The organism is Deinococcus sp. Leaf326, from assembly GCF_001424185.1.
Classification (GTDB): Bacteria; Deinococcota; Deinococci; order Deinococcales; family Deinococcaceae; genus Deinococcus.
In genome coordinates this window covers 22,668-49,136 of sequence record NZ_LMOM01000022.1, presented here as the reverse complement: position 1 = coordinate 49,136, position 26,469 = coordinate 22,668, and the positions used below count along the sequence as shown (strand labels likewise).

Below are 26,469 nucleotides of genomic sequence, written 5' to 3'. Positions count from 1 at the left end.
TCCTGCAGGTCCTGCTTGGCCTCGTCGCAGCCGGCCACATCGGCGAACGACAGCTTGATCTGTCCCTCGTTGATGATCGCCGCCTTCGACTTCCCGAAGGTGGCGGGGCCGCCCGCGCCGCCCTGGGGACCGCGCAGGCTGCGCCACAGCAGCAGCAGCAGCAAGCCCGTGAGGATCAGCGGCAACACCTGGCCCACCCACCCGAAGGCCGAGCCCCCCGCGACGACCCGCAGGGGCACCCCCGCCACGCGGATGCGCTCGATGGTCGCCGCGTCGGTGGGCAACACCAGCGTGCGGGGCCGCAGGGCTCCGCGCACGACGACCTGCGCGTTGCCGGCGCTGTCGAGCGTCACCTGGGTGACCTGGGCGTCCCGGAGATTCTGAAAAAACTGGTTGGTGGTGTAGGGCCCGGGGGGAACCGCGCCGGGTGCCGAGGTCACGGGCGAGGCCGCCGCCGGGCCAGCCGCCCCCGACGCGGCGTTCCCCGACGGAGCACCGACCTGGGCCAGCGCCGAAACTGAAAGCAGCAGCGCCCCGAGCAACAGTGGCCGGGCGAGACGGGTGGTCATGCGTCATGCTACCCCCGCCCATGCGGGCACAACCGTGCGCGGCGGCGGGTTGTCTCGCCCGCCCCTGGACCCTGCCCTTCGTGAATTGTGAGGCGGGCGACCCTCAGAGTTCCGTCAGGCCCCGCCGGTACACTCCGGGTATGCGTAGCGCCTTTGTGTCGGTCCTGCTGCTCGGCTCCCTGGGCCTGAGCGCGTGTACGGTGAACGTCCGTTCGAACAGCGGTCTGAGCGGCAGCGGCAGCAATCTCATCACCCGCCTGTCTCCCGACCGGGGCGAGGGCGCGACCTACGCGGTCGGCGAGCCGGTGCAGTTCAGCGTGACCGTGCGCACCCCCGGTTACCTGACCCTGGTGGCGCTGAACCCCGGCGGCTACGCCTCGCCGCTCGTCCAGAACGCGTATGTCGGAGCAGGTACCACCACCTTCCCGCGCGTGCAGGACGGCGCGACCTACAACGTGGCCGCGCCGCGCGGCCTCCAGCGCGTGCGCGCCATCTTCACCCGCGTGCGCCCCACCACCGACCTCGTGTTCAGCGGCGTGTACGACGGCCAGCGCTGGAACGGCGCAACTGACTCCTACCTGCGCCCCTATGCGGTCGCCGACCGCGACGTGCAGGAGACCTACCTCTACATCCGCTGAGCCCCGCCCGCAGCCGGCCCCCGCGGCAGACCCCCGACCCTTCCGGCGGGGGTCTGCCTTTTTCCGGGCGCTACCCTGTGCGCATGACGCCTTCCCCCGATCCCACTCCCCTCACCTTCGAGGCGGCCCGGCAGCGGGTGGACACCTACATCTCGCAGTTCAAGGAGGGATACTTTCCGCCGCTCCTCATGCTGGCCCGGCTGACCGAGGAGACTGGCGAGATCGCGCGGGTGATCGCCCACCAGAACGGCAAGACGCCCAAGCCCGGCGAGGACGTGGGCGATCTTGAACTCGAACTCGCCGACCTGCTGTTCGTGATGCTGTGCATGGCGAACGAGCGCGGGGTGAGCCTGGAACGCGGCTTCGCGCGCATGATGGCCAAGGTCGAGACCCGTGACGCCGACCGCTGGACCCGCAAAGACGTGCAGGAGGTGGCCGAGTGAGCGCCCCCGACCCCCGCCACCCCCTGGAGCACTTCCCCCCAGAGCGCTTCCCCCTGGGGCCGATGCCCACGTCACTGGCCCTGTCCCCAGACGAACGCGCCGCCGCCCTGAACGCCCTGCGCGCCCTGCCCGCCGAGCTGCGCGCCGCCGTGGCGGGCCTGGACGATGCCGGGCTGGATACCCCCTACCGCGAGGGCGGCTGGACGGTCCGGCAGGTCGTGCACCACGTCGCCGACAGCCACATGAATGCCCACATCCGGCTCAAGCTGGCGCTGACCGAGGACGACCCCGTCATCAAGCCCTACGAGGAAAGCCTGTGGGCCGAGCTGCCCGACTCGGCCCTGGCGCCCGCGGTCAGCCTGGACCTGCTGGACGCGCTGCATACTCGCCTGGTCCCGGTCTTTGCGGGCGTCACCGACTGGGCGCGGCCCTGGACCCACCCCGCGAGCGGCCGGTGGACGCTGGACACCCTGCTCGCCATGTACGCGTGGCACGGCTGCCACCACACGGCGCAGATCACGGGGCTGCGTGAACGGCTGGGGAGCTAGCTTCCTTACAGAATCTTTCCGGGATTGAGGAGACCCTGCGGGTCGAGCAGGCGCTTGAGGTCATGCATGAGGTCCAGCGCGCCGGCGTGTTCCTGCGCCACGTAGGCGCGCTTGTGCAGGCCCACACCGTGCTCGCCGCTGCAGGTGCCGCCCAGCTCCAGCGTGCGGGCGGTCATGCGGTCGTACACGTCCCGGATACGGGCCCAGGTGGCCTCGTTGTCCGGCCGGGCGTGGAACAGCACATGGAAGTTGCCGTCCCCGACGTGGCCCAGGATGCTGGCGTGCAGCTCCGCCGCGTCGGCCTCGGCGCGCGTGAAGGCGATGATCTCGGGCAGGCGGTGCAGCGGCACGCACAGGTCGGTGTTCAGGCGGGCGTGGTCGGGGTACAGCGCGCACATCGCGTAGTAGGCGTGGTGGCGGGCCTCCCAGATCTCGGCGCGCTCGGCGGCGCTGCGGGCCGTCGCCAGTCCCCGCCCCCCGGCGTCCCGGCACAGCTCGGCGCACAGCTCCAGCGCCTCGGCCAGGGCGACCTCGCTGGGCGAAGCGAGTTCGATCCACAGGGTCGGGGCCTCGGGGTAGCTTGCACCTTTATGCACGTTGACCGCATGGATCTCGTGCTCGTCGATGAGTTCGAGCCGCTCAGGTTGCAGCGCCGCCCCCATGATGCCCACCGCGCAGGCCGCCGCGTCCTCGATGCGTTCAAAATTGCAGCGCAGCACGACCAGATGTGCCGGCAGGGGGTGCAGCTTGACCGTGAGCTCGGTGATGATGCCCAGCGTGCCTTCGGCCCCGATGAACAGGTGGCGCAGGTCGTAGCCGGCGCTGCTCTTGCGCGCCTTGCTGCCCACCCGGATGACCCGGCCGTCCATGAGGGCCACGCGCATCTCCAACACGTTGTCGCGCATGGTGCCGTACTTCACGGCCGCCGTGCCGGAGGCGTTGGTGCTTGCCATGCCGCCCAGCGTGGCCTCCGCGCCGGGGTCCACCGGAAAGAACAGGCCCTGGGCGCGCACCTGCCGGTTGAGTTCCGGGTAGGTCACGCCCGGCTGCACCGTCGCCTGAAAGCCGCCGGGATGCACCTCCAGCACGCGGTTCAGGCCCGTGACGTCCAGCGAGAGGCCGCCCGCGACCGGGACGACCTGGCCCTCCAGGCTGCTGCCCGCCGCGAACGCCACGACCGGAAAACCGTACCCCCGCGCCAGCCCCAGGGCGTCCACCACGTCGGCCTCCGAGGCGGCGAACAGCACCGCCCCCGGCAGGGCGAAGTCCAGGCGGCTCTCGTCGCGGCCGTGCGCCTCCAGGACGGCGGGCGCGGTTGAGAGCGCCTCTCCGAAACGGGCTTGCAGGGCGCCCAGGGCGGCGGGGGTCAGGCCAGGGTTCAGGGGGGCAGTCACGGTAGGGCAGTATAGGCCACCCGGAGTCCACTGGGTTGATTTCTATGCAACCTCGTCTTACGCTGCCGCATAAGTTTGCACGGCGCTGGCCCGCTCGCGCGGCGCTCCCGGAGGTTTTTCCATGAACAAGACCCTTGCCCTGACCGCTCTCGCCCTCCTCGCCCCGGCGCTGCTAACCTCCGCGCAGGCCCAGAGCTGCGTCGCCAATGCCAAGGCGAACGGCCTGACGGTCGTGACCAGCCCCGACTACCCCCCCTTCGAGACGCTGGACAGCAGCAACAAGGTGGTCGGCTTCGACATCGACCTGATCGGGGCGGTGGCCCGCCAGATGGGCGTCAAGGTCAACCTCGTCTCACAGAGCTTCGACGGCCTGATTCCCAGCCTGCTCGCCAAGAAGGCCGACGTGGTCGCTTCGGGCCTGACGATCACCGAGGAGCGCAAGAAGAGCGTGGCCTTCACGCTGCCCTACATCTCGGGGCCGAACGCCATCGTGGTGCGCAAAGAAACCAACGACATCAAGAAGCTCGGGGACCTCGCGGGCAAGACGGTCGCCGTACAGCTCGGCACCGCACAGGAAAAGCTGGTGAGCGGCGTGAAGGGCGCCAACGTCAAGGCCTTCAACCTCTACACTGACGCCGCGCTGGCGGTACAGACCCGGCAGGCCAACGCCCTGGTGCTGCACAAGGTGGTCGCCAACAGCTTCGTGAAGGTGTACCCCGACCTCAAGATCGTGGCGACCCTGGGCTCACTGAACACGGCCTTCGCGGTGCGTAAGGACTGCGCCGACCTGTCCAACCGCATGAACGCCGCCCTGATCCAGGTGCGCAAGTCCGGCGAACTCGACCGCCTGGTCGACAAGTGGTTCAAGTAGACCGGTGGACTTCAGTCTGATCCGCGACAACCTGCCCTTTTTGCTTCAGGGGGCAGGCATGACGGTCAAGATCACGGCGCTCTCGCTCGTGGCCGGGGTGGTGCTGGGCACGCTGGTCGCGCTGGCCCGGCTCTCGCCGCTGCGCTGGCTCTCGGCACTGGCGGTCGCGTACATCGAGCTGATCCGGGGCACGCCGCTGCTCGTTCAGATCTTCCTGATCTTTTTCGGGCTGCCGCAACTGCTCGAGCGGCCCATCAACGAGTTCGCGGCGGGCGTGATCGCCTTCTCGATCAATTCCAGCGCCTACGTCGCGGAGATCGTGCGCGCCGGGATTCAGGGGGTGGCGCGCGGCCAGTCCGAGGCGTCGCTGTCGCTGGGCTTCTCGCCGACCGAGACGCTGCGGTATATCGTGCTGCCCCAGGCCTTCACGCGCACGCTGCCCCCGCTGGTCAACGAGGCCATCAGCCTCCTGAAGAACTCCTCGCTGCTCTCGGCCATCTCCATCGTGGAACTGACCCGCAGCGGGCAGCTCGTCGCCAGCCGCACCTTCCGGCCCTTCGAGATGTACCTCGCCGTGTCGCTGCTGTACCTCGCCATGACGCTGCTCCTGAGCTTCGTCGCCAACCGCCTGGAAAAACGCTGGCAGGTCCGGCCGTGAAGATTAAGGACGTCCGCGAGAAGACCGAGGCCCACATCGGCGCGCGGGTGCGGGCCATCCGGCAGCAAAAACGCCTGACGCTGGAACAGGTCGTGCAGAAAAGCGGCCTGGACAAGTCGTACCTCAGCCGGCTGGAACGCGACCTGGCCACCCCCTCGGTCGCCACCCTGGTGCGGGTGTGCGAGGCGCTGGGGGTGCGCCCCGGCGAGCTGTTCGACCCGCCGCAGACCCGGCTGGTGCGCGCCGAGCAGGCCCCGCTCGTCAATTTCGGCGGCGTGGGCCTGAACGAGCGCCTGCTCTCGCAGGGCCTCGCGGGCGAGCTGATGGTGCTGCGTTCGCGCATCGACCCCGGCGGGCACGGCGGCGAGGAACTGTATACCCTCGACGCCGACGTGTCCTTCGTGACCGTGCTGCGCGGGCGCCTGGAGATGATCGTGGAAGACGCCCACTACTTTCTGGAGGAGGGCGACTCGATCACGCTCTCGTCGCGCATTCCCCACAACTGGCGCAACCCCGGCGACGAGGCGGCCGACGTGCTGTGGGTCACGAGTCCCTTTCTGTGAGGCCTGCCCCATGACCGACATCATCCAGATCAGCGGCCTGAACAAGTGGTTCGGCCCGCATCAGGTTCTGCGCGATATCAACCTCACTATTCCGGCGGGCCAGAAGGTCGTCGTGATCGGCCCCTCGGGCAGCGGCAAGAGCACCCTGATCCGCTGCATCAACCGCCTCGAACCCTTTCAGGGCGGCGAGGTCGTGGTGGACGGTCACGCGCTCTCGGGCCTGCGCCGCCTCGAAGCGGTGCGGCGCGAGGTCGGGATGGTCTTCCAGAGCTTCAACCTGTTTCCGCACATGAACGTGCTGCGCAACGTGATGCTCGCGCCCATGAAACTGCGTGGCCTGAGCGAGGCCGAGGCGCGCGCGCGGGCGATGGCCCTGCTCGAACGGGTAGGCATCGCCGAGCAGACCGCCAAATCGCCCGCCCAGCTCTCGGGGGGGCAGCAGCAGCGCGTGGCGATTGCCCGAGCTCTGGCGATGGAGCCGCGCATCATGCTCTTCGACGAACCGACCTCGGCGCTGGACCCGGAGATGGTCGGGGAGGTCCTCGACGTGATGCGCGGCCTCGCCGGCAGCGGCATGACCATGATCGTCGTGACGCACGAGATGGGCTTCGCGCGCGAGGTCGCCGACCGCGTGCTGTTCATGGACCGGGGCGAGGTCCTTGAGGACGCCCCGCCCGCCGACTTCTTCTCCCGCCCGCGCCTGGAACGCACCCGCACCTTTCTCCAGCGCGTGGCCCACCACTGACATGCTGAAAACTGCCCAGACCACCCTGACCGCAGGCGTCATCGAACTCGGCGTGGGACACCCCAGCCTGGAGATGCTGCCCCTGAACGAGATGCGGGAGGCCGCCGCGCACCGCTTTGCTCAGGCCGACCCCAGCTTCCTGCAATACGGCGCCGAGTGGGGCGACGGCCACCTGCGCCGCGAACTCGCCGCCTTCCTGGCACGCGGCTACGGCCTGCCGGTCCACGAGGCCGACCTGTTCATCTCCGGCGGCGTCTCGCAGGCGCTGGGCCTGATCTGCGAGATGTTCACCCGGCCCGGCGACACGGTGATCGTCGAGGACCCCACCTACTTCCTGGCGCTGGACATCTTCCGGGACCACGACCTGAACATCGTGCCCGCACCGCTGGACGCTCACGGCCTGCGCCTGGACGTGCTGGCCGAACTGGTTGCCCAATACCGGCCCCGGCTGGTGTATACCATCCCCACCCACCAGAACCCCACCGGTACGACCCTCAGCGCGGCGCGGCGGGAAGAGCTCGTGCGCTTGGCGCAGGCCCACGACTTTCTCGTGGTGGCCGACGAGGTCTACCACCTGCTGACCTACGGCGCGCCGCCGCCGCCTGCCTTCTCGGCCCACGTCGGCACCGGGCACGTCCTGAGCCTGGGGTCCTTCTCCAAGATCCTGGCCCCCGGCACCCGCCTGGGCTGGATTCACGGGCACCCGGAGCGCCTGGACACCCTGGCCCGCAACGGCGTGGTCGCCAGCGGCGGGGGCTTCAGCCCGCTGGGCGGCGGAGTGATCCGCAGCCTGCTGGAACTCGGCACGCTGGAGAGCTACCTCGCGGGGCTGCGGCGCACCTTCGGGGAGCGCGCCGGGGTGCTGTGCAGCGCGCTCGACGAGTTGCGCCCGCTGGGAGTGGAGTTCACGCGGCCCCAGGGCGGGTATTTCGTGTGGCTCACGCTGCCGCCGGGCGTCCAGAGCGCCGAACTGCTGGCGGTGGCGGTCGAGGAGGGCGTGCGCTTCCAGCCGGGCAACCGCTTCTCGCCGGCCGGGACCCAGGGCGCCCACGCGCGGCTGTGCTTCGCCTACTACGAGCCCGCCGAGCTGCGCGAGGGCGCGGCGCGGCTGGGCCGGGCCCTGCGGAGGTACCTGACATGACCGGACCCGAACTCTCGGCCCTGCTCAATCTCGCGGAAATGGAGGCTGCCGGGCGCGCGGCGCTCGCGCAGCAGCCCGCCGCACTGGACTACTACGTCAGCGGCGCGAACGACGAGCACACCCTGCGCGCCAACCGCGCCGACTACGCGCGCGTGCGCCTGCGGCCCCGCGTGCTCGTGGACGTGTCGCACACCGACCTCTCGACCACGGTGCTGGGGCTGCCCGTCTCGCTGCCGGTGGGTATCTCTCCGAGCGCCATGCACGGGCTGGCCCACCCGGACGGCGAGGCCGCGACCGCCCGCGCGGTGGCCGGGGCCGGGTCCCTGATGGGCCTGAGCACCATGAGCCACCGCCCGCTGGAGGAGGTCGCGGGGGCGGCGCAGGGACGGCTGTGGTTCCAGCTCTACTTGTACCGCGACCGCGAGCTGAGCCGCGAACTCGTCCTGCGGGCCGAGGCGGCGGGCGCGCGGGCCCTGGTCCTCACGGTGGACGCGCCCCGGCTGGGCCGCCGCGAACCCATCCTGCGCCGACCCCTCCACCTGCCGCCGGGGGTCACGCTGCCCAACGTGGGCGCGCGGCGACCCGGCACCGAGCACCTCTCGGAACTGGCGCACTTCGACAGCCTGCTCGACACCTCGTTGAGCTGGCGGGACCTCGACTGGCTCGCGGGCGTGACCCGGCTGCCCATCGTCCTCAAGGGCATCCTGACAGCCGAGGACGCCGCGCTGGCCGTGGCCCACGGCGCGCACGTCTGGGTCAGCAACCATGGGGGGCGACAGCTCGACACGGCCGTCTCGGCCCTCGAAGCCCTGCCCGAGATCGCGCAGGCCGTGGCGGGCGAGCGAGAGATCTACCTCGACGGCGGCGTCACACGTGGCACCGACGTGCTCAAGGCGCTGGCCCTGGGAGCGCGGGCAGTCTTTCTGGGGCGCGCTGCCTTCTGGGGGCTGGCGCTGGCTGGCGAGGCGGGCGTGCGCCACACGCTCGAACTCCTGCGCGCCGAGCTGCATCTGGCGATGGCGCTGTGCGGCAAGACGAGCCTGGACGAGCTCGGCCCCGACCTGCTGAACATGCCCGCCGACTGGAGCAGAGACCGGTAGAGGAGAGGAAATAAAAAAAGCCGTCCTCTCGGACGGTGATGGGAAAACTATAGCGCGCTATGCATGCGGGGTCAAGTCCAGCAAGTCGGTCCAGAAAAAGCCGACTGGCACGCTTACTCTTGCCCCTTCCGGCGGCCGTTATTCACCGCTCAGCAGGCCGCGCTGCCAGCGGTGCAGCAGTTCCAGGGCTTCCAGGGGGGTCAGTCGGCCCAGGTCCAGGGCGGCGAGGTCGCGCCGCAGCCGGGCGTCGTCGCCCTGGGTATTCAGCGCACCGAGCAGCCGGGCGGCGCGGCCGGTCACGGGGGCGGGCAGGCCCGCGAGGCGAGCGACCTCCACGCCGTAGCTCTGGCGGGCGGCCCCCGGCACGACCTGATGGTAGAAGGTCAGGCCCCCGGCGGCCTCGTCCTCCTCGGCGGCGACATGCAGGTTCACGAGGCCGGGGTAGTCGCCCTCCAGCCGCGTCAGCTCGAAGTAGTGCGTGGCGAACAGTGTGTGGGCGCCGGTCGCGTGCAGGTGTTCCAGGGCCGCCTGCGCGATGGCGAGGCCGTCGAGGGTCGAGGTGCCGCGCCCCACCTCGTCAAGGATCACGAGGCTGCGCGCAGTCGCGCCGTGCAGGATGCCCGCGAGTTCGGACATCTCGACCATGAAGGTGCTGCGCCCCCCCGCGAGGTCGTCCGACGCGCCGATGCGGGTATGCACGGCGTCGTAGATGGGCAGCTCGGCACTGACGGCCGGCACGAACGACCCGATCTGGTGCAGCAGCGCGCAGATGGCGACGGTGCGCAGGTAGGTGCTCTTGCCCGCCATGTTCGGTCCGGTGAGCAGCAGCACGTGCCGCCCGCGCCCGAGGTCGGCGTCGTTGGGCACGAACCGCCCGCCGGTCGCCCCCTCGACCACTGGGTGCCGCGCCTGGGTCAGCCGCGCGTCCTCGCCCGCCGCCCGCGTGACCGGCCGCACCCAGCCATGTTCGGTCGCCAGTTCGGCCAGCCCGGCGAGCACGTCGAGGTCGCTCAGGGCGCCGGCTGCCTCGCCCAGCGCCTCGGCGTGGGCCGCGAGGCTGTCGCGCAGTTCGGTAAACACCTCCAGCTCCAGCCGGCCCGCCGCCGCCTCCAGCCGGGCGATCTCGCGCTCGCGCTCGCGCAGGTCGGGGCGGGTAAAGCGGGCGCGGTCCTTGAGGGTGGCGATCTGGCGGTAATCGGCGGGCACCTTGCCCAGATGCGCGCCCGTGACCTCCAGGTAGTAGCCGAAGACGTTGTTGTACCCGACCTTCAAGCTGCCGATGCCGGTGCGCTCGCGCTCGCTGAGTTCCAGGTGCGCCAGCCACTCGCGGTGGCCCAGAGCCTCGCGGCGCAGGCCGTCGAGTTCCTCATGAAAGCCGTCACGGATCAGGCCGCCGTCGCCCACACGGATGGGCGGGTCGTCCACCAGCGCGGCGCGGATCCGGGTCACGACCTCGGGCAGGCCGCCCAGGCGGGCGCGCACGGTGCCCAGCAGGCCGTCCTGGGCCGCGAGCAGGGCCACCACCTCGGGCAGCAGGTCCAGGGTGCGGGCCAGTGCGGCGACCTCGCGCGGGGTGGCGCGGCGGGTGGCAACCCGCGCGGCGAGGCGTTCGAGATCGTGGGCGCGGTACAGCAGCGACCGCACGCCGCCGCGCAGGTCGGGCGCGCGGGTCAGGGCCTCGACGCCGCCCAGCCGCGCGCGGATGCTCAGGTCGTCGAGCAGCGGCGCGCGCAGCCACGCCCGCAGCCGCCGCTTGCCGCCCGCCGTGCGGGTCTGGCACAGCACGTCCATCAATGTCACGCCCTGCGGCGACTGGGGCACGAACAGTTCCAGGGCGCGTACCGCCGCGTCGCTCAGGCGCATGTGCGCGCCGGGCTCGAAACGCACCACCCGGCGTACCATTTCCAGCCTTCCCTGCTGCGTCAACCGGGCGTAGCCCAGCACCGCCCCGCAGGCCCGCACGAGCGCAGCTGAGTTCAGCGACCCCGGCACCTCGCTGAGCACGGCCCTGAGCTCGGCGCGGCCCACCGCCTCGTCGAAGTTGGCCGGCGAGAGCATCACCGGAAAGCGGGTCTGGAAGTCGGCCAGCAGCGCGGCGTTGCCCGACATCTCGGGCGCCAGCAGCACCTCGCGGGCGCGGCAGCGGGCCAGTTCGTCGTACAGCGCCGAGCGGGTGTGGAAGGCGGCGCAGCGGAACTCGCCGGTCGACACGTCAAGCAGCGCCAGCGCGTAGCCGTCGCCGGTCGCCACCGCCGCGAGATAGTTCTCGTCGGCGCTCAGGTGCCGCTCCTCGGTCACGGTGCCGGGGGTCAACAGGTGCGTGACCTTGCGCTCGACGAGGCCCGACCCCGCTTCCTCGACCTGATCGGCGACGGCCACGCACACCCCGGCCGCCAGCAGCCGCTCGACGTTCTGGTCCAGTGCGCGCAGCGGCACGCCGGCCATCGGCGTCGAGAAGTCCCGGCTGCTCTTGTGCGTCAGGGCGATCCCCAGCATCCGGGCGGCGCGCTCGGCGTCCTCCCCGAAGGTCTCGTAGAAGTCCCCCACCTGAAACAGCAAGATGGCGTGCGGAAGCTGCGCCGCCACCTCGTCCCGCATCCGCACGTACTGTTCGAGCATCGGCGGCAAGGCGCCCGACCCCGTTCCTTTCAAGACCTGCGCCGCCACCATCACGCCCGGCAGCATAGCGGCGGGGCCGCAGGTGGGCAGTGAGGCGAGGCCCAATAGGAGGCAGGCCGGATACGAAAAACCCCGCGCAGGGCGGGGCGTTCAGGGCAGGGGGAAATCAGCGGCGCGGCAGGTCGCCGACGCGGATGACCGGCACCACGATCTGGAGGCCACCACTCTGGGGCACCGCACTCTGGGCAGCGGAGACGGAAGATACCGGACGGGGAAACAGCTGGCGGAGGAGGGAACGCATGCAATGACCTCGCTTTCGTGAGAACTTAAGTTCGAGAAGATTAACGAAAGATTGAGGTCGGCATCTGTGACGTGCCGAACATTCTACCCCCCCGCCGGCCTCCCCCATTGCTGCCGGGTTCGGCCCACAACAGAAGCGGCGGCCCCCGCCGCATACGGGAGGGGGTCGCCAGCCTCATTCGCGGGGAGGCTACCGGCGCCAGCGCGCGCCCTCCTTGGTGTCCTCGACGGTCACGCCGACGGCCGTGAGGGTGTCGCGCAGCTCGTCGGCGGCGGCGTACTGCTTTTGCAGGCGGTAGTTCTGCCGCGCCTTGAGGACGAGTTCCATGAGCGCCGAGACAACCTCGGTGTCGTCCTGGCGGCTCTCGGTGCGGCCGGCGAACAGGCCCAGCACGCCCCCGCCCAGGCCCAGGTAGGCCGCGCGGGCACGGTCCAGCGTCTCGCGGCCGACCTCCCCCTTACCCAGCGCAGCGTTGACGTCCGTGGTCAGGCCGAACAGCGCTGCGACGGCCTTGGGCGTGTTGAAGTCGTCGCGCAGGGCGTCCTCGAATGCCAGGACGTGCACGGCGATTCTGGCGTCGAGCGCGGCGTCGCTGCCGGCTGGGGCCGTGGGCAGGCGGCGCTCTATCTCGCCCAGGGCTTCGGTCAGGCGGCGGTACCCGCTGCGGGCGCTGGTGAAGGCCTCCTCCGAGAACTCGGTGACGCTGCGGTAGTGGCTGCCCACCAGCAGAAAACGCACCACCATCGGGTCGTGCTGCGAGAGCAGATCACGGATGGTCGTGAAGTTGCCCTTGCTCTTGGACATCTTCTCGCCGCCGATGGTCAGCATGTTGTTGTGCATCCAGTAGCGCGCGAACGGATGCCCGGCCGCCTCGGCCTGCGCGATCTCGGCCTCGTGGTGGGGAAATTGCAGGTCCAGGCCGCCGCCGTGAATGTCGAAGCCCTCGCCCAGGTACTTCAGGCTCATGGCCGAGCATTCGATGTGCCAGCCCGGAAACCCCACACCCCAGGGCGACTCCCAGCGCATGATGTGCCCGGCCTCGGCGTTTTTCCACAGCGCGAAGTCGCGCGGGTCGCGCTTGTCCTCGCGCACGGCCTCGCGCACGCCTTCCTCCTGGTCGTCGAGCTTGCGGCCCGAGAGCTTGCCGTACTCGGGCCAGCTGCGCACGTCGAAGTACACGTTGCCCCCCGACTCGTAGGCGTGCCCACGCGAGATGAGTTCCTCGATGAGCCGGATCTGTTCGGGGATGTGCCCGGTCGCGCGCGGGTTGATGCTGGGGCGCTTGACGTTCAGGGCCGCCATGTCGTCGGTGAAGGACCAGAAATACTTGTCGGCCACCTCCATCGGTTCGAGCTGTTCGAGCACGGCGCGCTTGGCGATCTTGTCCTCGCCGTCGTCGGCGTCGTTCTGGAGGTGGCCCACGTCGGTGATGTTGGCGACGTAGCGCACCGCGTACCCGAAGTGCTCGAAGGCCCGGCGGATCACGTCGAAGGCCACCTCCTTCTTGGCGTGGCCCAGGTGGGCGTCGCTGTAGACGGTCGGTCCGCACAGGTACATGCCCACACGGCCCGGCGTGCTCGGCTCGAAGGGCACCTTCTGGCGCTGCATGGTGTCGTAGAGCTGGATGTCGGGGTCGGGCGCGCGGCGGCCGGGCTGGGGGTGGGCTGGGTCGGGCTGGGTCATGACGGCTCCTGGGAACGAGAGGGTGCGGGACAAAAAAAAGCCGCGCCGTCCAAAAAGGGGGCGCGGCAGGGCAGACCGGTGGGGACTGCTTACCGCAGGATCAGGCAACACACCGGTTTCATGGCCCCATTATAGCAGGGCCGCCCGGACGTACCCGGAGCCCTCTGGCCCAGTTGGTGGCCCGCTCCCGGCGGCTCAGGAGCCTGTTCCCGCTCCGGCGGGCACCGTCTGCGGCAGCACCCACTGCACGAACAGCTCGACCAGGCGCGGGTCAAAGGCGGTGCCCGCGTGGGTCATGAGATAGCGCGCGGCCTCATCTGGAGTCCAGGCCGCGCGGTAGGGACGCTCGCGGCTCAGGGCGTCGTACACGTCTACTACCGTCAGGACGCGCGCCAGCACCGGGATGGACTCGCCGATGAGCCCCACCGGGTAGCCTTCTCCGTCCCAGCGTTCATGGTGGTACAAGACGGCCGTCAGCGCTCCGGCGTCCATCTGCGCAGCGGTCGTCGCCAGCCGGTGCCCCACCGAAGGGTGACGCTGCATGACAGCGCGCTCGGCCGGAGTCAGGGGCGCGGGCTTGTTCAGGATGCGCGGGTCCACGACCGACTTGCCGATATCGTGCAGCATGCCGGCCCACACGGCGCGGCGCACGGCGGCCTCGTCCTGGACCTCGCCGGCGTAGTACGCCAGGGCCAGAGTGAGCCGGGCAGTGGACTCTTCATGGTCCTCGGGCGGCCGGCCCAGCACCGTGCCGAGCCAGTTACCCGCCGCGCGGCGTTCCTGCGCGGCCAGGCCACTTTCTTCCTCAAACTGAAAGTTGGCGGGCCGCGCCGCTTCCGGCAGGGAGCGCAGCGCGGTCCACCAGGGCACCGGGCTACTCCAGCCCGTAGGAGTGCAGCCGGCCGCCCTGGACGGCCAGGGTCTCCATACGGATGGTCAGCAGAGCGGGGGCGTCGGCGCGGACATTGGAGACCGTGGCCGGAGGGAACTGCTCGGGGAGGCGAGGGGCGGGCAAACTCTGCCCGGACTTCCTGGAACCTGGGTAAGATATGGACATGACCCTGGCCTCAGCTCGCGGACGCGGCCGCGCGGGCAGAGGTGGGGGCCTTCTCGAGCCCGTAGCCGCCGACCGGCGAGGCGCCCGCGACGCTGAAGACCGTGACGACCAGGGCGAGCAGGGAAGCGGCAGCCACGCGAGTGCTTTTCATGGCCACAGCTTAAGGAGCGGGTTGTGAAAGAGCGTTTTGACGCGCCGGAACAGTTCGAAGCGGCGTATCAGGCTGGGCAGTATGACCGCCTTTTAACAGCTCTGCGCCATCAGGAGGGCCTGACCGCGCGTGAGCTGGCCTGGGTAGGAATCTCGCTTCTGCGGACCGGGCAGTTCGTGGCCGCCGAGGAACCTCTGGAGCTGGCCGTCGCGCTGGGCGACCAGGAGGCAGCGGTCGAGTTCGGCAATCTCCTGCGGGCCACTGGCCGGAGCCGCAAGGCCGCCGAGCATTTTCAGGCCCTGCTGCCCCATCTGAGCGGCGAGCTGAAATTCCGCACCCTGCGCTGGTTCGGGGTAACGCTCGACCAGCTCGGAGAAGCCGGCGCCGTGCGGGCCATAGAAGAGGCGCGGCGCGGGTACCTGGCGCTGGGCGACCGGCGCATGGCCGCGAGACTCACCCACACGCTGGCGGCCAGCCACTCGACCCACGGCGAATTCACGGCGGCCCTCAAGCTGCTGAGCAGCGCCATTCCCCTGCTGGAACAGGACCGCAATCCCCGCCCCCTGCTGGCCGCCTTTCATACGCTCATCGACGTGCAGGTGGAATGCGGGCAGCTCGACGAGGCGGCGCACACGCTGGAGCGGGCCCGGCAGCTCAACCAGACCCTGCACGACCCACATGTCGCGCTGCACCTCGACGCGCGTCAGGCCAACCTGATGCTGATGCAGGGCGACTACGGCGGCTACGCCGCGCTGCTCGGAGGGCTGGCGGACCGCGCGCAGGCGGTGCAGGACAGCCAGATCCTGGAATACGCCCTGAGCCGGCTGGCCGACCACCAGAGCCGGACCGGCGAGCATGTCGAGGCGGTCCGGACGCTCGGACAGCTGCGGGCGCAGGTCCGCGACCTCTCGCTCTACAGCCGCCTGGTGATCGCCATGATGACCCTGCGGCGCGGCGACGCTCCGGGCGCCCTGCGGCTGCAGCTCGAGGTCCGCCGCGCCGCGCTGGAGCAGGGCTCCGTGCTCGAAGCCACGCGCGCGCTGCTGCTGGCGGCCTACAGCGCCTACAGCATGAACGATCTGCCGCGCTGCGCCGACCTGCTCGCGGAGGCGCTGCTGGAACTGGCCGGCCACCCCCGGCCGCAGTCGTGGGCGACCATCGGCCCGGAACTGCGAGAACTCGAGGAGATGCTGACCTACGCCCGCCTGCAGCCCAACCTCGCGCCGCTGCTTCAGGCCGCCCTGGAGGACGCCTCGCACCTGGGCGGCAGCCTGCGCGACGACCTGTTCACGGCCGCGCTGCGCCTAGAGATCATGACACTGGGCCAGGAACTCGCGCTGCGCGACGGCGTGCCCTGCGCCATGCGCACGCGCGGCAGCGTGGCGGTGCTGTGCTACCTCGCCCTGCACCCGCGCAGCACCCGTCAGGAGATCATCACGGCGCTGTGGCCCGAGCGCGACCCCAAGAAGGCCGCCAACTATTTCCGGCAATGTGTCGCGGACATCCGCGAGAGCGTCGGGGCCGATGTGGTGCTCGTCGAGGGCGCTCACCAGGCCCCGGAATACCGCCTCAGCGGCAAGGCCAGCGTTGTTCTGGACAGCCAGCGCGTGCTGCAGCTCGTGGCGTCGGGGCAGCTGCACGCCGCCGTGGCCGCCTACAAGGGCGAATTTCTGCCGGGCCTGGAAGAGAGCGAATGGGCCGACGACCAGCGCCTGCTGCTGCGGGGCACCCTCGCCTCGGCCCTGAGAGCCGAACTGCGGGCCGCGCAGCTGGCGGGAGAGAAACGCCGTGTGGTGCTGCTGGCCGGCGCCGTATTGAACGTCGACCCGGACGACTTCGGCACCGAGGAGCTGCGGCTGTCGGTGGCCCGCGAGGTGTCCAGCCCCGCCGAACTCGCCCGCTTCGAGGCCGAGCGCCACCGCCGCATGAACTGAGCGCGGAGAACAGCTACGGCGCGGGGCCGGGTCAGGCCCCGTCCGGCACAGCCCGTCCCTCCAGCGTCACGGCCTCTGCCGGAGCATGTTCGCCCAGCCGCAGCACGAAGCCCGCACCTATGCGGTAGGCCAGCGCGCCGTCCACGCCCACACCGCGCCCCCCCGCGTACAGGACCGGAGCGTTCCAGAGCTCGGGTGGGGGCTCGTCGCCCAGCAGCGCCTCCCACAGCAGCGGCACGGGGGTATGTCCGTGCACGAGACACTCGCCGCCGAACTGCGCGAGCAGCGCCGCGGCGCGGGTCTCCCCACCCGGCGAGGCGAAACTCAGGCGCTCGACGAAGTCGTTCGAGAACGCGGCCCATACAGCCGGATCGTCCACGCTCAGGCGGCGGCTCACCTCGGCGTTCACGGCGTCCAGGTCCGGCCCCAGCGCCCCGTAGAAGGACGCGTCGGCGTGCAGCAGCAGCCAACGGCCCCGGCGGGCCAGGGCGGGCCGGGCCGCGAGCCAGTCGAGGTCGTCTGGGGCCAGGGCGGCCCGGTCATGCGGGTGTCCCCCGTTGCTCTCCCAGTGAAGCGCGAATCCCAGGCGGTCACGGGGGTCACGCTCCTGAAAGCGGGCCGCCGCCAGAAACATGACCTCGTGGTTGCCCAGCAGCGCCGTGACCCGGCCCCCCTGCGCCGGAGCCTGGGCCTCCAGCGCGCGGACCAGCCGCACCACACCCGCGCCGTCCGGCCCCCGGTCGAGGTAGTCGCCCAGAAAGACCAGTTCGGCGTCACCGCCGGTCCACTCGCCCGCCGCGCCCAGCAACCCGGCGCGCTCCAGCAGGCGGCGCAGAGGCCCCAGGGCGCCGTGCACGTCGCCCATCACCCACAGGGCGTGGGCGGACGCCTCAGTCACGGTCCGGATCGGCGTCTTCGGGGTGCTCCGGGTTTCCGGGTTCCCCGGAGTCGGCCTCGCCGGCCGGCAGGGTCCGCCAGGAGGTCATGCGCTGCGTGATGTCGTCCTGGATGCGGCGCACGTTGGTCTCCAGGTGCGAGCGGGCGCCGTCGAGTTCGTGGCGCAGGCGCATGATCTCCTCGACGCCCGCGAGGTTCACGCCGAGTTCCTGGGTCAGGCGCCGGATCTCGCGCAGATGCTCGATGTCGCGCTCGGAGTACAGCCGGGTCTTGCCGNCACGCCGAGTTCCTGGGTCAGGCGCCGGATCTCGCGCAGATGCTCGATGTCGCGCTCGGAGTACAGCCGGGTCTTGCCGCTGCTGCGCCCCGGACGGATGAGCTGCTTGCGCTCATACAGGCGAAGGGTCTGGGGGTGCATGTCCACGAGTTCGGCCGCGATGGAGATGACGTACACCGGGCGGTCCTTGGCCTCCAGGCGCTCGCCGGGCGCGGGCAGGGCGCGCGGCTGGGCCTGCGAGCGCAGTTCGTCCTCGATACGCTCGATCTCGGCCTCGAACTCGCCCTGCATGTCGTCGAGTTCGTGCTGCAGGCGCATGACCTCCTCGACGCCCGCGAGGTTCACGCCGAGTTCCTGGGTCAGGCGCCGGATCTCGCGCAGATGCTCGATGTCGCGCTCGGAGTACAGCCGGGTCTTGCCGNCACGCCGAGTTCCTGGGTCAGGCGCCGGATCTCGCGCAGATGCTCGATGTCGCGCTCGGAGTACAGCCGGGTCTTGCCGCTGCTGCGCCCCGGACGGATCAGGCCCTTGCGCTCGTACAGGCGAAGGGTCTGGGGGTGCATGTCCACGAGCTCGGCCGCGACCGAGATGACATACACCGGGCGTTGTTTCGCGTCGGAGGCCATACCTCTCTTGAGTATACCCCAGTCAAGGTTTATGAGGACGACCCGGACAGCGCCGCCCCGCGCGCACCTTGTCTACCCGTGCTGCGCGCTCCCTGCGCGGCCCCGACCTATGCTGCGCCCCATGACCGCCGCGCGAATTACGGGCCGACTCGGGGACTTCACCTGACGGCCCACGCGCTGCCACGTTGCCCCCGCCCAGACGCGGGGGTTTTTCTTTCGCCCCGGAGGCCCCGACCATGACCCATACCGTCCCGACCCTTCCTCAACCCGGCCAGATGGACGCCCTGGACGTGCTGCGCCTCGCCCTGACGAGCAAGGTCTACGGCGCGGCCATCGAGACGCCGGTCAGCGAGACGCCGCGCCTGAGCGCGCGTGTGGGCAGCCGCGTGCTCCTCAAGCGTGAGGACCAGCAGCCCATCTTCTCGTTCAAGCTGCGCGGCGCGTACAACAAGATGAGCCAGCTCACGCCCGCCGAAGCGGCCTGCGGCGTGATCTGTGCCTCGGCGGGCAACCACGCGCAGGGGGTCGCCTTCGCGGCGCAGGCCCTGAACATCGCGGCCGTGATCGTGATGCCCGCGACCACCCCCGACATCAAGGTGCAGGCCTGCCGGGCACGCGGCGCCGAGGTCGTGCTGTTCGGCGACAGTTTCAGCGACGCCGAGACCCATGCCTTCGCCCTGCAACAGGAGCGCGGCCTGACCTTCGTGCACCCCTACGACGACCCCCTTGTCCTGGCGGGCCAGGGCACGGTGGCGCTGGAACTGCTGCGGCAGGTGCCGGGCGACGAGTACACCGTGTTCGTGCCGGTGGGCGGCGGCGGCCTGATCGCGGGCGTGGCGAGTGTCCTCAAGGCCCTCAAGCCCGGCGTGCACATCGTAGGTGTGGAACCCGACGACAGCGACGCGATGTACCAGAGCCTCCAGGCGGGCGAGCGCGTGCGGCTCGACACCGTGGGGATCTTCGTGGACGGGGTGGCGGTCAAACAGGTCGGGGCCTACACCTTCGACCTCACGCGGCGCTACGTCGACGACTGGGTGCGCGTGAACACCGACGAGGTGTGCGCCGCCATCAAGGACGTGTTCGACGATACGCGCGCCGTCATGGAACCGGCCGGGGCGCTGGCCGTCGCGGGCCTCAAGAAGTACGCCGCCGAGCGCGGACTGAGCGGCGAGACGCTGGTCGCCCTGACCTGCGGGGCCAATGTGAACTTCGACCGCCTGCGCCACGTGGCCGAGCGCGCCGAGATCGGCGAGCGGCGCGAGGCCATCCTGGCCGTGACCATCCCCGAGCGGCCCGGCGCCTTCCGCGAGTTCATCGAGGTGGTCGGCGCGCGGTCCATCACCGAGTTCAACTACCGCTACGCCCCCAGGACCGACGCGCAGATCTTCGTGGGGGTGCAGCTCGGCCACGCGGCGCAGCGGGGCGAACTCGTCGCGCAGCTCGCCGCCCTGGGTTACGCTGTCACCGACCTCACCGACGACGAACTCGCCAAGGTGCACGTGCGGCACATGGTCGGGGGCCGCGCGCCCGAGGCCGAGGGCGAGCGGGTGTATTCGTTCACCTTTCCCGAGCGGCCCGGCGCGCTGCTGGACTTCCTGACGCACCTTCAGGGCACCTGGAATATCAGTCTGTTCCACTACCGCAACCACGGCTCGGCGCACGGGCGGGTGCTGGCGGGCATCCAGGTCCCCGACGGCGAGCTACCCGAGTTCGGGGACTTTCTGGCGGGGCTGGGCTACCCGGCCGAGGACATGAGCGAGAACCCGGCGTACCGGTTGTTTCTGACCTGAAGGGTTAGATCTGTTTTCCTCCCTCCCCTCCCTACTCCCAGGGGGAGCTTGGCGTTACCCCGTGCAGGAGTTGTTCCAGAAGCAGGGGGCCGCTCTGCTTTGCAGCGTGACGGCTGAGTTCGGGGCTGGAGATCTCCACTTGGCATGGTCCGCCCCCCGCACGACGGCCTTCGGGGGGACCGCAGCGGTAGAAACGCTGACGTGTTCACCCAGCGACCCGGCTGGGCTTCGCTTTTCTCCACAGGTCACGCTCCACAGGCCCTCCCCTGCTACGCTCGGCGCATGTCCACACCTCCACAGGCGGCCCGCAAACCGGTCACGCACAGCCTTCACGGCGAGGACCGGCCCGACGACTACCACTGGCTCAAGACGCAGGGCCGGGCCGACCCCGAGGTGCTGGAGTACCTGGAGGGCGAAAACGCCTACCTAGCCGGGGTCATGGACCCCCTGCGCGGCACGCAGGCAGCTATCTACGCCGAGCTGCTCTCGCATGTGCAGGAGGACGACGACCAGCCCCCCGTGCGCGAAGGCGACTGGCTGTACTTCACCCGGACGGCGGCGGGACAGCCGCATCCCATCTTCCTGCGGCGGCCGGCGCAGGGCGGCGAGGACGAGGTGCTGCTCGACCTCAATGCCCTGAAGGCGCGCGAGGGCCACGCCAACGTCTGGGTCTACGCCGCGCGTCCCAGCCCCGACGGACACCTGTGGGCGTACCTCCTCGACACGACCGGGCAGGAGGTGTTCGAGCTGCGCGTGCTCGACACCCGGACCGGCGAACTGACCGAGCCCCCGCTGACGGGCCTGAGCGGCTGGACCCTGGCCTGGGCAGGCGACGACACCCTGATCTACGGCACCGACGACGCCACGCAGCGCCCCGACCGGGTCTGGCGGCACCGGCTGGGGCAGCCGCAGGCGGGCGACGACCTGCTGTTCCGCGAGGACGACCCGACCTTCCGCGCTGGAGCAGCCCTCGCGGAAAACGGCGAGACGGTGCTCATCGCCAGCGAGGCCAACATGGCGCAGGAGTGGTGGGCGCTCGGCGTCCGCGACCCCCAGGCCCGGCCCACCCCCGTGCTGGCCCGCGAGCGCGGCACCGAGGTGCCCCTGTTGACCGACGGCGGCGACCACTGGCTGCTGCTCACGAACGCGGGCGGCGCCTCCGAGTTCGCGCTCATGCGCCTGCCCAAGCGGGAGGGCGCCACCCTGGCGGACGCCGAGGCCGTGCTGCCCTACAGCCCCGGGCGCTACCTCACCGGCTTTCACCTGTTCCGCTCGCACCTGCTGCTCGCGGGGCGCGAGGGCGGGTTCACGCGGCTGTGGGTACTGCCCCGCACGCCCCAGGGCTACGGCGAGGCGCGCGCAGTCGTCTTTCCCGAAGCGAGCTACACGGTCCGTATCGGGGCGAACCGCGAGTACGGCACCGGAGTGGCCCGCATCCTCTACACGAGCCTGACGCGCCCTGCCGAGCACCTCGACCTCGACCTGGAGACGCTGGAGACCCGGCTGGTGAAGGCGACCCCGGTGCCGAACTACGACCCCGCGCAGTACGTCGCCGAGCAGGTCTGGGCGACGGCGCCCGACGGCGAGCGTGTGCCGCTCAGTCTGGTGCGGCGCAGGGACACGGCCCTGCCCGCCCCCACCCTCCTGTACGGTTACGGCAGCTACGGCGCGCCGATGGACCCCGGCTTTTCCATGTCCCGGCTGCCGCTGCTCGACCGGGGCTGGGTGTGGGCCATCGCGCACATCCGGGGCGGCTCGGAACTCGGGCGGCGCTGGTACGACGCCGGGCGCCTCTCGCACAAGATGAACACCTTCACCGACTACGTGGCGGCGGGCGAACACCTGCGCGCCTCGGGGGTGGCGGGCGACCTCGTGGCGATGGGCCGCAGCGCAGGCGGGCTGCTTATGGGCACTGTGTTGAACCTGCGCCCCGACCTCTTCCGGGCGGCCTTCGTGGGCGTGCCCTTCGTGGACGTGCTCTCGACCATGCTCGACGACTCCATCCCCCTGACCACGGGCGAGTACGACGAGTGGGGCAACCCCAACGAGGCGGCGGCCTACGCCGACATGCGCGCCTACTCGCCCTACGATAACCTGAAGGCGGCGACCTACCCGCACCTCTTCGTGTCTACCGGCCTGAACGACCCACGCGTGGCGTACTGGGAACCGGCCAAGTACGTGGCCCGGCTGCGCACGCTAAGGCAGGAAGGCAGCGGCGAACTCGTGCTCAAGACGAACATGGGCGCGGGCCACGGCGGCTCCAGCGGCCGCTACGACGCGCTGAACGAGACGGCCGAGGAGTACGCCTTCGCCCTCGCGGCCGTAGAAGGCCAGTTGTAATCGGAGAGCGGGGCCAGGAATCCGGTCCCCTGGCCCCACTCCCGTCACACCTTATTCGCCGGCGTTCAGGCTTCTCCACTCGCGGAAGGTCACCGGGAACAGCGGCTCGGCCAGTTCGCCCATCGCGCGGGCGAACTGCCGGGTCTCGAACTGCGCGCCCGCATGGTCGCGTAGACCCAGGAAGTGCAGCAGGCTGCGGACGTTGAAGGTGTAGTACGACTCGGTATAGAGCGACTGCGGCAGCACGCCGCGCGCCTGCTCGCGCGTCACGCCCAGCGCCAGCAGCTCCTGATAGGCGCCGTATGCCCCGCGCCACGCGTCTGCCCACACGCGGGCGGCGGCCTCCTGATCCAGCGTGCCGTCGTCCTCCACGCTGGCCTGCCGGTTGCTGGGCGCCTGCTTGCGGAACTGGGGCGGCGTGAAGTTGCGCTCCTGCATCTCGACGTAGCGGCCACTGATCTCGTTCTTGGCGACCCCTACCCGGTGGCGGACCATCTGCCGGTCCACGAAGATCGGGCACACCACCTTGAACGTCACGAGGTTGTGCTCGAAGGGGCTGCCGTGGTGATGGCGCAGCAGGTAACGGATCAGCCGCTCGTCCTTGCCGTCCAGGGGGGCCAGGTTGTCGCCGCCGAAGGAGACGCGGGCCGCGTTCACGATCATCTTGTCGTCGCCCACGTGCTGCACGAGCGACACGCTGCCCAGGTCGTCACCCAGGGGAAAGAGCGTCAGGGAGGGGTGGTCGGCGTCAGTCACAATCGGTCACTGTACCGCGCGGAGAACCCTCCAGGCCCACACCGCACGGAGCGGCCAGGAGAAGCCGCCGGCCCTGGGAGGGAGACCGGCGGCGATTTGGGAGGACGGACCAGAAAGGAGGGAGGAACTGGCCCGCAGGAGGAGGTTCAGCGTCTGGAGTTGTGGCGCACTGGCACCCGCGCATACTTGCGGGGAGCAGTCTGCCGCGAAGCGAGCAGAAGTGCGGTGAGCGTCGCCAGGGCAGCCAGCAGCAGTTCCATACGCCACTATGCCCTGCCCGGTCTAACAGAACCGTGACACTCTGCTGAAGCCGGGTTCAGGGACAGGTCAGGTCTGGGTCTCCTCCCCCGGCACTCAGGGCGGCGCGGACCTGTTCGGGGGTTACCGGCAGCACACTCAGGCGGGTGCCCTTGCGCACCAGCGGCGAATCCTGCCACTCCGGCAGGGCGCGCAGGGTCTCCAGCGGCACCACGCGCGGCAGAGCGGCGACCGGCACCACGTCCACCATGCTCCAGCGCGGGGCGACGGGGTCGCTGCGCGGATCGTGGTAGGGACTGCCCGGATCGAACTGCAGATCGTCGGGATAGGCGGCACGTACCACCCGCGCCACGCCCGCCACGCCGCTGGGGCGGGCGTTCGAGTGGTAGAAGAGACACAGGTCGCCCTCCCGCATCTGGCGCAAGAAATTGCGGGCCTGGTAGTTGCGCACCCCGTTCCAGGCTTCGCGCCCGGCACGCACAAGATCGGGGTAGCCGAACACGTCGGGTTCGGATTTCAGCAGCCAGCACGCCATACGCGCCCAGGCTAGCGCGCCCGGCCCCCGGACGGACACCTGCGGGCGCTGGCGTCAGGGGACCACGTTGAGTTCCAGTGTCCTCTGGAGATTGCCTTTGCCCCTGGGGTCCGACACCATCACAACCACACGTTGCCGTCCCAGGTCCGCGTTGCGCGCCGCCTCGACCGTGAAGGTGGCCGTGTCGCGGGCCTTCAAAGCGGCCGTGGCGTCGAGGATACGCAGGCCCCCCTGCCCGCTGCCGAAGACGAACAGCCTGTACCCCTCCAGAGCCTCGTCGCCGTATACGTAGCGCTGGAAAACCACCCGCACTGTGGCCCTGCTCCCCTGGCGCAGTTGCAGCGAGGCGGGCGACAGGGCCAGCGTGGCGCTGCTCAGGGTGGGGGCGCAGGCATTCAGCGCCGGGGCGAGCAGGGCCAGCAGCAGTGCAGTGGAAGGCAGTCTTTTCATAGGGTCTTCTGCCCACGATCTTCTCACGGGTCTTCGGGCAGCGTTGACCCATCTGGGGGGCCATGTCCTCTGGGCCTTCCCGCACGTTGTCGCGCGGGCACCCGCCCTAGACTCTGCGGGTGCGCCGCTTCTCGCCCTGGCTTCCCGTCCTGCTGCTGCTGTCCGGCGTGGCCTACCTGCTGCCCCTGATCGCGCCCGAAGACAGCGTGCCGAACCTGCTGCGGCTGCCGTCCCCCAGTGCGGCCCCGGCGTTGCCCGGCGAGTTGCCTCCCGAGACGCTGGCGCTATTCGAGAAGACCCGTCCGGCCACCGTGCGGGTCGAGAGCCTCAATGCCCGGACCGGGACCGGGGGCATCGGCACCGGCTTTTTCATCAACGACGCCGGGCAACTGCTGACGGCCTACCACGTGGTCAGCGACGGCCAGCTGTTCCGGATCACCACGCTGTCGGGCCGCTCATACCGCGCGCAGGTCACGGCCTTCGACGCGGCGGCCGACGTGGCCCTGCTCCAGGTGCGCGGCGGTGGCAATTTTCCCTACCTGAACCTTGCCACCCGCGCGCCGCGCGTACGCGAGACGGTGTTGGCCATCGGCAACAGCGGCGGCGACTTCCTGCAGCCCCGGCGCGGGCGGCTGCTGCGCCTGAACGTCTCGTCCGGGCGCGCCGACTTTCCGCAGGGCACGCTGGAGATGACAGCCCCTCTGGCTCCCGGCGACAGCGGCGGCCCGATCGTCGACGGCAACGGGCAGGCCATTGGGGTGGTGAGCTACGTGCGCCAGGACAGCAACGGGCAGACCCGCACGAGCTACGCCGTGCCCGTCACCGAGGGCAACGCCCTGATCGCCGGGCTGCGCGCCGGCGAACAACGCGATACCCCGGTCGTGGGCCTCGTCTTCGACTCCAACCACAGCGGCCTGACCGACCCGCCCGGCGCGGTGGTGCTGCGTGTGGCCCGCAACAGCCCCGCCGAGCGCGCCGGCCTGCGCGGCTGCCGGGCCGACGCCGAGGGCAACCTGACGGGGCTGGGCGACGCCATCCTGAGCGTGAACGGCGTGAGCACTCCCGACGCCGACGCCTTCATCACGCAGGTGCAGCGCCGGCGGATCGGCGACACGGTGCGCCTGAGCGTGCTGCGCGGCGAGGAGCGGCGCGAGGTGCAGCTCACGCTGGCGGCGCGGCGCAGCGTGCAGGACCTCAACACTCCCTCAAGCGGCGACCCCTGCTCGCCCACCTGAACCGCAGCCGCGGCGCGCAGACTGCGGAGATGTCGAGAGCATTCGTCAAGGAAGACGGCGGCGAGCGCTGGACGCCCCCCGCCGAGGCCCACGAGTACCGTGTGGTGCTGCCCGCCCCCGGAGCACCGGAAGTCGTGCGTGAGACCGACGACCTCATCGGCGCCCTGATCTGGATGCGGGCGCGGCCAGGGGCGGGCTTTGAGTTGCGCGCCCGCGACGGACAACTGCTGGCCTGCGCCTAGGCCGGCCACCACACCAGTTTCTCCAAATCGGCTGACATGTCAAATATATTTGACATGTCAGCCGAATACGGGTACTCTCTTCATAGGCCCAGACCGGACCGGTCACGACCGGAGGGGCCGTGTCAGCGCGCGTCATAGGGGTGAGGCCATCCACAACAGGATTAGAGAGTTTCGCGCAGCCCGAGGGTGGTCCCAGGCCGATCTCGCCGGGCGGCTGTCCATTTCCCGCCAGACGGTCAACAACCTCGAAACCGGGCGCAACGATCCGGCGCTTCTCCTGGCCTTTCGCCTCTCCTGGCTGTTCGGCTGTTCGCTGGAGGAATTGTTTATGGTCACGACCGAAGAACGTCTTGAACTCGTCGGTGGGGTCTGGGCCTATCAGGACCGCCTCGCCACCGCCTTCAACGAAATCTCGGTGCTCGAACAGATGGGCGAGGAAGGATGGGAGCTCACGGGCTTCGGTCCCCTGGTGCTCAGCTTCCGCAGACCGGAGGACGCGGCCCTGCGGACCCGCTGGACCTACGAGCGCCAGCAGGGCCGCTTTACCCAGAAGCTCCGGCAGGAGCTCGAAGGCGCCGGATGGCTGTACGTCGGCTCCTGGATGGGCACCTACCACTACTTCAAGCGGCCCGCCTGACGCCGGGGGCG

27 protein-coding genes and 4 pseudogenes are annotated in these 26,469 nt (G+C 70.3%); 16 read left to right on the top strand and 15 right to left on the bottom strand.

Features of this window, described 5'->3' with window-relative positions:
- Nucleotides 1-569 (bottom strand): annotated as a pseudogene (locus ASF71_RS09270) (cell division protein FtsH); the annotation flags it as partial.
- A gap of 140 nt (nucleotides 570-709) precedes the next feature.
- Between ASF71_RS09270 and ASF71_RS09265 the strand changes: the two are divergent.
- From ASF71_RS09265 to ASF71_RS09255, 3 genes are all read left to right on the top strand, one after another.
- Nucleotides 710-1,207 (top strand): DUF4384 domain-containing protein, encoded by a 498-nt coding sequence (locus ASF71_RS09265; RefSeq protein WP_056298550.1) that lies wholly within the window; start codon nucleotides 710-712, stop codon nucleotides 1,205-1,207.
- Between the two features lie 83 nt (nucleotides 1,208-1,290).
- The gene (locus ASF71_RS09260) at nucleotides 1,291-1,650 is read left to right on the top strand and encodes a nucleotide pyrophosphohydrolase (RefSeq protein WP_056298547.1); all 360 of its coding nucleotides are present in this window, start codon (nucleotides 1,291-1,293) and stop codon (nucleotides 1,648-1,650) included.
- Entirely contained in the window at nucleotides 1,647-2,198 is a 552-nt protein-coding gene (locus ASF71_RS09255) for a YfiT family bacillithiol transferase (protein WP_255354726.1), read from the top strand. Before ASF71_RS09260 ends, ASF71_RS09255 begins: the two co-directional genes overlap by 4 nt.
- Before the next feature lie 5 nt (nucleotides 2,199-2,203).
- Here ASF71_RS09255 and ASF71_RS09250 read toward each other — a convergent pair whose 3' ends face one another.
- Nucleotides 2,204-3,568 (bottom strand): FAD-binding oxidoreductase, encoded by a 1,365-nt coding sequence (locus ASF71_RS09250; protein WP_056298574.1) that lies wholly within the window; start codon nucleotides 3,566-3,568, stop codon nucleotides 2,204-2,206.
- 145 nt (nucleotides 3,569-3,713) lie between these two features.
- On the opposite strand from ASF71_RS09250, the gene ASF71_RS09245 reads away from it, so the two are divergent.
- Genes ASF71_RS09245 through ASF71_RS09220 form a run of 6 tightly spaced genes read left to right on the top strand, consistent with a single transcriptional unit; the run spans nucleotide 3,714 to nucleotide 8,670 of the window.
- The gene (locus tag ASF71_RS09245; RefSeq protein ID WP_056298544.1) at nucleotides 3,714-4,463 is read left to right on the top strand and encodes a basic amino acid ABC transporter substrate-binding protein; all 750 of its coding nucleotides are present in this window, start codon (nucleotides 3,714-3,716) and stop codon (nucleotides 4,461-4,463) included.
- A 4-nt stretch (nucleotides 4,464-4,467) separates the two neighbouring features.
- On the top strand, nucleotides 4,468-5,121 hold the full coding sequence (locus tag ASF71_RS09240) for an amino acid ABC transporter permease (protein ID WP_014685810.1): 654 nt from the start codon (nucleotides 4,468-4,470) through the stop codon (nucleotides 5,119-5,121).
- A complete protein-coding gene (locus ASF71_RS09235) occupies nucleotides 5,118-5,684 on the top strand; it encodes a helix-turn-helix domain-containing protein (protein ID WP_082505767.1) in 567 nt (188 codons plus the stop codon). The genes ASF71_RS09240 and ASF71_RS09235 overlap by 4 nt, the downstream gene beginning before the upstream one ends.
- A gap of 10 nt (nucleotides 5,685-5,694) precedes the next feature.
- Nucleotides 5,695-6,429: an amino acid ABC transporter ATP-binding protein gene (locus tag ASF71_RS09230; protein WP_056298541.1), complete on the top strand. Its 735-nt coding sequence runs from the start codon at nucleotides 5,695-5,697 to the stop codon at nucleotides 6,427-6,429.
- A 1-nt stretch (nucleotide 6,430) separates the two neighbouring features.
- Nucleotides 6,431-7,570: a PLP-dependent aminotransferase family protein gene (locus ASF71_RS09225; protein WP_056298538.1), complete on the top strand. Its 1,140-nt coding sequence runs from the start codon at nucleotides 6,431-6,433 to the stop codon at nucleotides 7,568-7,570.
- Nucleotides 7,567-8,670 carry an alpha-hydroxy acid oxidase gene (locus tag ASF71_RS09220; RefSeq protein ID WP_056298534.1) on the top strand — a complete coding sequence of 368 codons (1,104 nt, stop codon included), beginning with the start codon at nucleotides 7,567-7,569 and terminating at the stop codon, nucleotides 8,668-8,670. Before ASF71_RS09225 ends, ASF71_RS09220 begins: the two co-directional genes overlap by 4 nt.
- A gap of 138 nt (nucleotides 8,671-8,808) precedes the next feature.
- On the opposite strand, the gene mutS is transcribed toward ASF71_RS09220, so the two are convergent.
- The 6 genes from mutS to ASF71_RS23600 all read right to left on the bottom strand — a co-directional run bounded on the left by mutS (nucleotide 8,809) and on the right by ASF71_RS23600 (nucleotide 14,481).
- Nucleotides 8,809-11,340: a DNA mismatch repair protein MutS gene (gene mutS / locus ASF71_RS09215; protein ID WP_056298567.1), complete on the bottom strand. Its 2,532-nt coding sequence runs from the start codon at nucleotides 11,338-11,340 to the stop codon at nucleotides 8,809-8,811.
- Between the two features lie 115 nt (nucleotides 11,341-11,455).
- A complete protein-coding gene (locus tag ASF71_RS25535) occupies nucleotides 11,456-11,590 on the bottom strand; it encodes a hypothetical protein (RefSeq protein WP_255354725.1) in 135 nt (44 codons plus the stop codon).
- A gap of 189 nt (nucleotides 11,591-11,779) precedes the next feature.
- Nucleotides 11,780-13,273: a cysteine--tRNA ligase gene (gene cysS, locus ASF71_RS09210; RefSeq protein ID WP_056298532.1), complete on the bottom strand. Its 1,494-nt coding sequence runs from the start codon at nucleotides 13,271-13,273 to the stop codon at nucleotides 11,780-11,782.
- A gap of 195 nt (nucleotides 13,274-13,468) precedes the next feature.
- Nucleotides 13,469-14,143, bottom strand: coding sequence for an HD-GYP domain-containing protein (locus tag ASF71_RS09205; RefSeq protein WP_056298527.1), 675 nt, complete (start codon nucleotides 14,141-14,143; stop codon nucleotides 13,469-13,471).
- Between the two features lie 4 nt (nucleotides 14,144-14,147).
- Nucleotides 14,148-14,288, bottom strand: coding sequence for a hypothetical protein (locus tag ASF71_RS09200; RefSeq protein ID WP_156372699.1), 141 nt, complete (start codon nucleotides 14,286-14,288; stop codon nucleotides 14,148-14,150).
- Nucleotides 14,289-14,340: 52 nt separating this feature from the next.
- Complete coding sequence (locus tag ASF71_RS23600) at nucleotides 14,341-14,481, bottom strand: hypothetical protein (RefSeq protein ID WP_156372698.1); 141 nt, start codon at nucleotides 14,479-14,481, stop codon at nucleotides 14,341-14,343.
- Between the two features lie 23 nt (nucleotides 14,482-14,504).
- Here ASF71_RS23600 and ASF71_RS09195 point away from each other — a divergent pair, with 23 nt between their 5' ends.
- A complete protein-coding gene (locus ASF71_RS09195) occupies nucleotides 14,505-16,415 on the top strand; it encodes a hypothetical protein (protein WP_056298521.1) in 1,911 nt (636 codons plus the stop codon).
- Between the two features lie 31 nt (nucleotides 16,416-16,446).
- On the opposite strand, the gene ASF71_RS09190 is transcribed toward ASF71_RS09195, so the two are convergent.
- From ASF71_RS09190 to ASF71_RS25020, 4 genes and pseudogenes are all read right to left on the bottom strand, one after another.
- Nucleotides 16,447-17,313, bottom strand: a complete 867-nt coding sequence (locus ASF71_RS09190) for a metallophosphoesterase (RefSeq protein WP_369814983.1) — start codon at nucleotides 17,311-17,313, stop codon at nucleotides 16,447-16,449.
- Nucleotides 17,306-17,588: pseudogene (locus tag ASF71_RS25030) on the bottom strand (MerR family transcriptional regulator); the annotation flags it as partial. The pseudogene ASF71_RS25030 and the gene ASF71_RS09190, both read right to left, overlap by 8 nt.
- Nucleotide 17,589: 1 nt before the next feature.
- Nucleotides 17,590-18,010: pseudogene (locus ASF71_RS25025) on the bottom strand (MerR family transcriptional regulator); the annotation flags it as partial.
- A gap of 1 nt (nucleotide 18,011) precedes the next feature.
- A partial coding sequence (locus ASF71_RS25020) for a MerR family transcriptional regulator (protein ID WP_235514282.1) occupies nucleotides 18,012-18,215 on the bottom strand: 204 nt, incomplete at its 3' end.
- 236 nt (nucleotides 18,216-18,451) lie between these two features.
- Here ASF71_RS25020 and ilvA point away from each other — a divergent pair.
- Complete coding sequence (ilvA, locus tag ASF71_RS09180) at nucleotides 18,452-20,005, top strand: threonine ammonia-lyase, biosynthetic (protein ID WP_056298518.1); 1,554 nt, start codon at nucleotides 18,452-18,454, stop codon at nucleotides 20,003-20,005.
- A 282-nt stretch (nucleotides 20,006-20,287) separates the two neighbouring features.
- Nucleotides 20,288-22,345, top strand: a complete 2,058-nt coding sequence (locus ASF71_RS09175; protein WP_056298515.1) for a S9 family peptidase — start codon at nucleotides 20,288-20,290, stop codon at nucleotides 22,343-22,345.
- Nucleotides 22,346-22,396: 51 nt separating this feature from the next.
- Here the strand turns inward: ASF71_RS09175 and thyX are convergent, their stop codons facing one another.
- From thyX to ASF71_RS09160, 3 genes are all read right to left on the bottom strand, one after another.
- A complete protein-coding gene (gene thyX, locus ASF71_RS09170; protein WP_056298511.1) occupies nucleotides 22,397-23,101 on the bottom strand; it encodes an FAD-dependent thymidylate synthase in 705 nt (234 codons plus the stop codon).
- A 316-nt stretch (nucleotides 23,102-23,417) separates the two neighbouring features.
- Nucleotides 23,418-23,894 (bottom strand): EVE domain-containing protein, encoded by a 477-nt coding sequence (locus tag ASF71_RS09165; protein WP_056298508.1) that lies wholly within the window; start codon nucleotides 23,892-23,894, stop codon nucleotides 23,418-23,420.
- Nucleotides 23,895-23,948: 54 nt separating this feature from the next.
- Nucleotides 23,949-24,344, bottom strand: coding sequence for a hypothetical protein (locus tag ASF71_RS09160; RefSeq protein ID WP_056298503.1), 396 nt, complete (start codon nucleotides 24,342-24,344; stop codon nucleotides 23,949-23,951).
- Between the two features lie 119 nt (nucleotides 24,345-24,463).
- Here ASF71_RS09160 and ASF71_RS09155 point away from each other — a divergent pair, with 119 nt between their 5' ends.
- The 4 genes and pseudogenes from ASF71_RS09155 to ASF71_RS25010 all read left to right on the top strand — a co-directional run bounded on the left by ASF71_RS09155 (nucleotide 24,464) and on the right by ASF71_RS25010 (nucleotide 26,458).
- Nucleotides 24,464-25,579: a S1C family serine protease gene (locus ASF71_RS09155; RefSeq protein ID WP_056298500.1), complete on the top strand. Its 1,116-nt coding sequence runs from the start codon at nucleotides 24,464-24,466 to the stop codon at nucleotides 25,577-25,579.
- Between the two features lie 29 nt (nucleotides 25,580-25,608).
- Complete coding sequence (locus ASF71_RS09150) at nucleotides 25,609-25,821, top strand: hypothetical protein (protein WP_056298497.1); 213 nt, start codon at nucleotides 25,609-25,611, stop codon at nucleotides 25,819-25,821.
- Nucleotides 25,778-26,137 (top strand): annotated as a pseudogene (locus ASF71_RS25700) (helix-turn-helix transcriptional regulator); the annotation flags it as partial. The gene ASF71_RS09150 and the pseudogene ASF71_RS25700, both read left to right, overlap by 44 nt.
- A gap of 12 nt (nucleotides 26,138-26,149) precedes the next feature.
- The gene (locus tag ASF71_RS25010; RefSeq protein WP_056298492.1) at nucleotides 26,150-26,458 is read left to right on the top strand and encodes a DUF2812 domain-containing protein; all 309 of its coding nucleotides are present in this window, start codon (nucleotides 26,150-26,152) and stop codon (nucleotides 26,456-26,458) included.
- Nucleotides 26,459-26,469 lie beyond the last annotated feature (11 nt).

Coding starts and splice junctions, on each gene's coding strand:
- ASF71_RS09265 (WP_056298550.1), top strand. CDS start 710: ATGCGTAGCGCCTTTGTGTCGGTCCTGCTGCTCGGCTCCCTGGGCCTG.
- ASF71_RS09260 (WP_056298547.1), top strand. CDS start 1,291: ATGACGCCTTCCCCCGATCCCACTCCCCTCACCTTCGAGGCGGCCCGG.
- ASF71_RS09245 (WP_056298544.1), top strand. CDS start 3,714: ATGAACAAGACCCTTGCCCTGACCGCTCTCGCCCTCCTCGCCCCGGCG.
- ASF71_RS09230 (WP_056298541.1), top strand. CDS start 5,695: ATGACCGACATCATCCAGATCAGCGGCCTGAACAAGTGGTTCGGCCCG.
- ASF71_RS09225 (WP_056298538.1), top strand. CDS start 6,431: ATGCTGAAAACTGCCCAGACCACCCTGACCGCAGGCGTCATCGAACTC.
- ASF71_RS09220 (WP_056298534.1), top strand. CDS start 7,567: ATGACCGGACCCGAACTCTCGGCCCTGCTCAATCTCGCGGAAATGGAG.
- mutS (WP_056298567.1), bottom strand. CDS start 11,340: ATGGTGGCGGCGCAGGTCTTGAAAGGAACGGGGTCGGGCGCCTTGCCG.
- ASF71_RS25535 (WP_255354725.1), bottom strand. CDS start 11,590: ATGCGTTCCCTCCTCCGCCAGCTGTTTCCCCGTCCGGTATCTTCCGTC.
- cysS (WP_056298532.1), bottom strand. CDS start 13,273: ATGACCCAGCCCGACCCAGCCCACCCCCAGCCCGGCCGCCGCGCGCCC.
- ASF71_RS23600 (WP_156372698.1), bottom strand. CDS start 14,481: ATGAAAAGCACTCGCGTGGCTGCCGCTTCCCTGCTCGCCCTGGTCGTC.
- ilvA (WP_056298518.1), top strand. CDS start 18,452: ATGACCCATACCGTCCCGACCCTTCCTCAACCCGGCCAGATGGACGCC.
- ASF71_RS09175 (WP_056298515.1), top strand. CDS start 20,288: ATGTCCACACCTCCACAGGCGGCCCGCAAACCGGTCACGCACAGCCTT.
- ASF71_RS09165 (WP_056298508.1), bottom strand. CDS start 23,894: ATGGCGTGCTGGCTGCTGAAATCCGAACCCGACGTGTTCGGCTACCCC.
- ASF71_RS09160 (WP_056298503.1), bottom strand. CDS start 24,344: ATGAAAAGACTGCCTTCCACTGCACTGCTGCTGGCCCTGCTCGCCCCG.
- ASF71_RS09150 (WP_056298497.1), top strand. CDS start 25,609: ATGTCGAGAGCATTCGTCAAGGAAGACGGCGGCGAGCGCTGGACGCCC.
- ASF71_RS25010 (WP_056298492.1), top strand. CDS start 26,150: ATGGTCACGACCGAAGAACGTCTTGAACTCGTCGGTGGGGTCTGGGCC.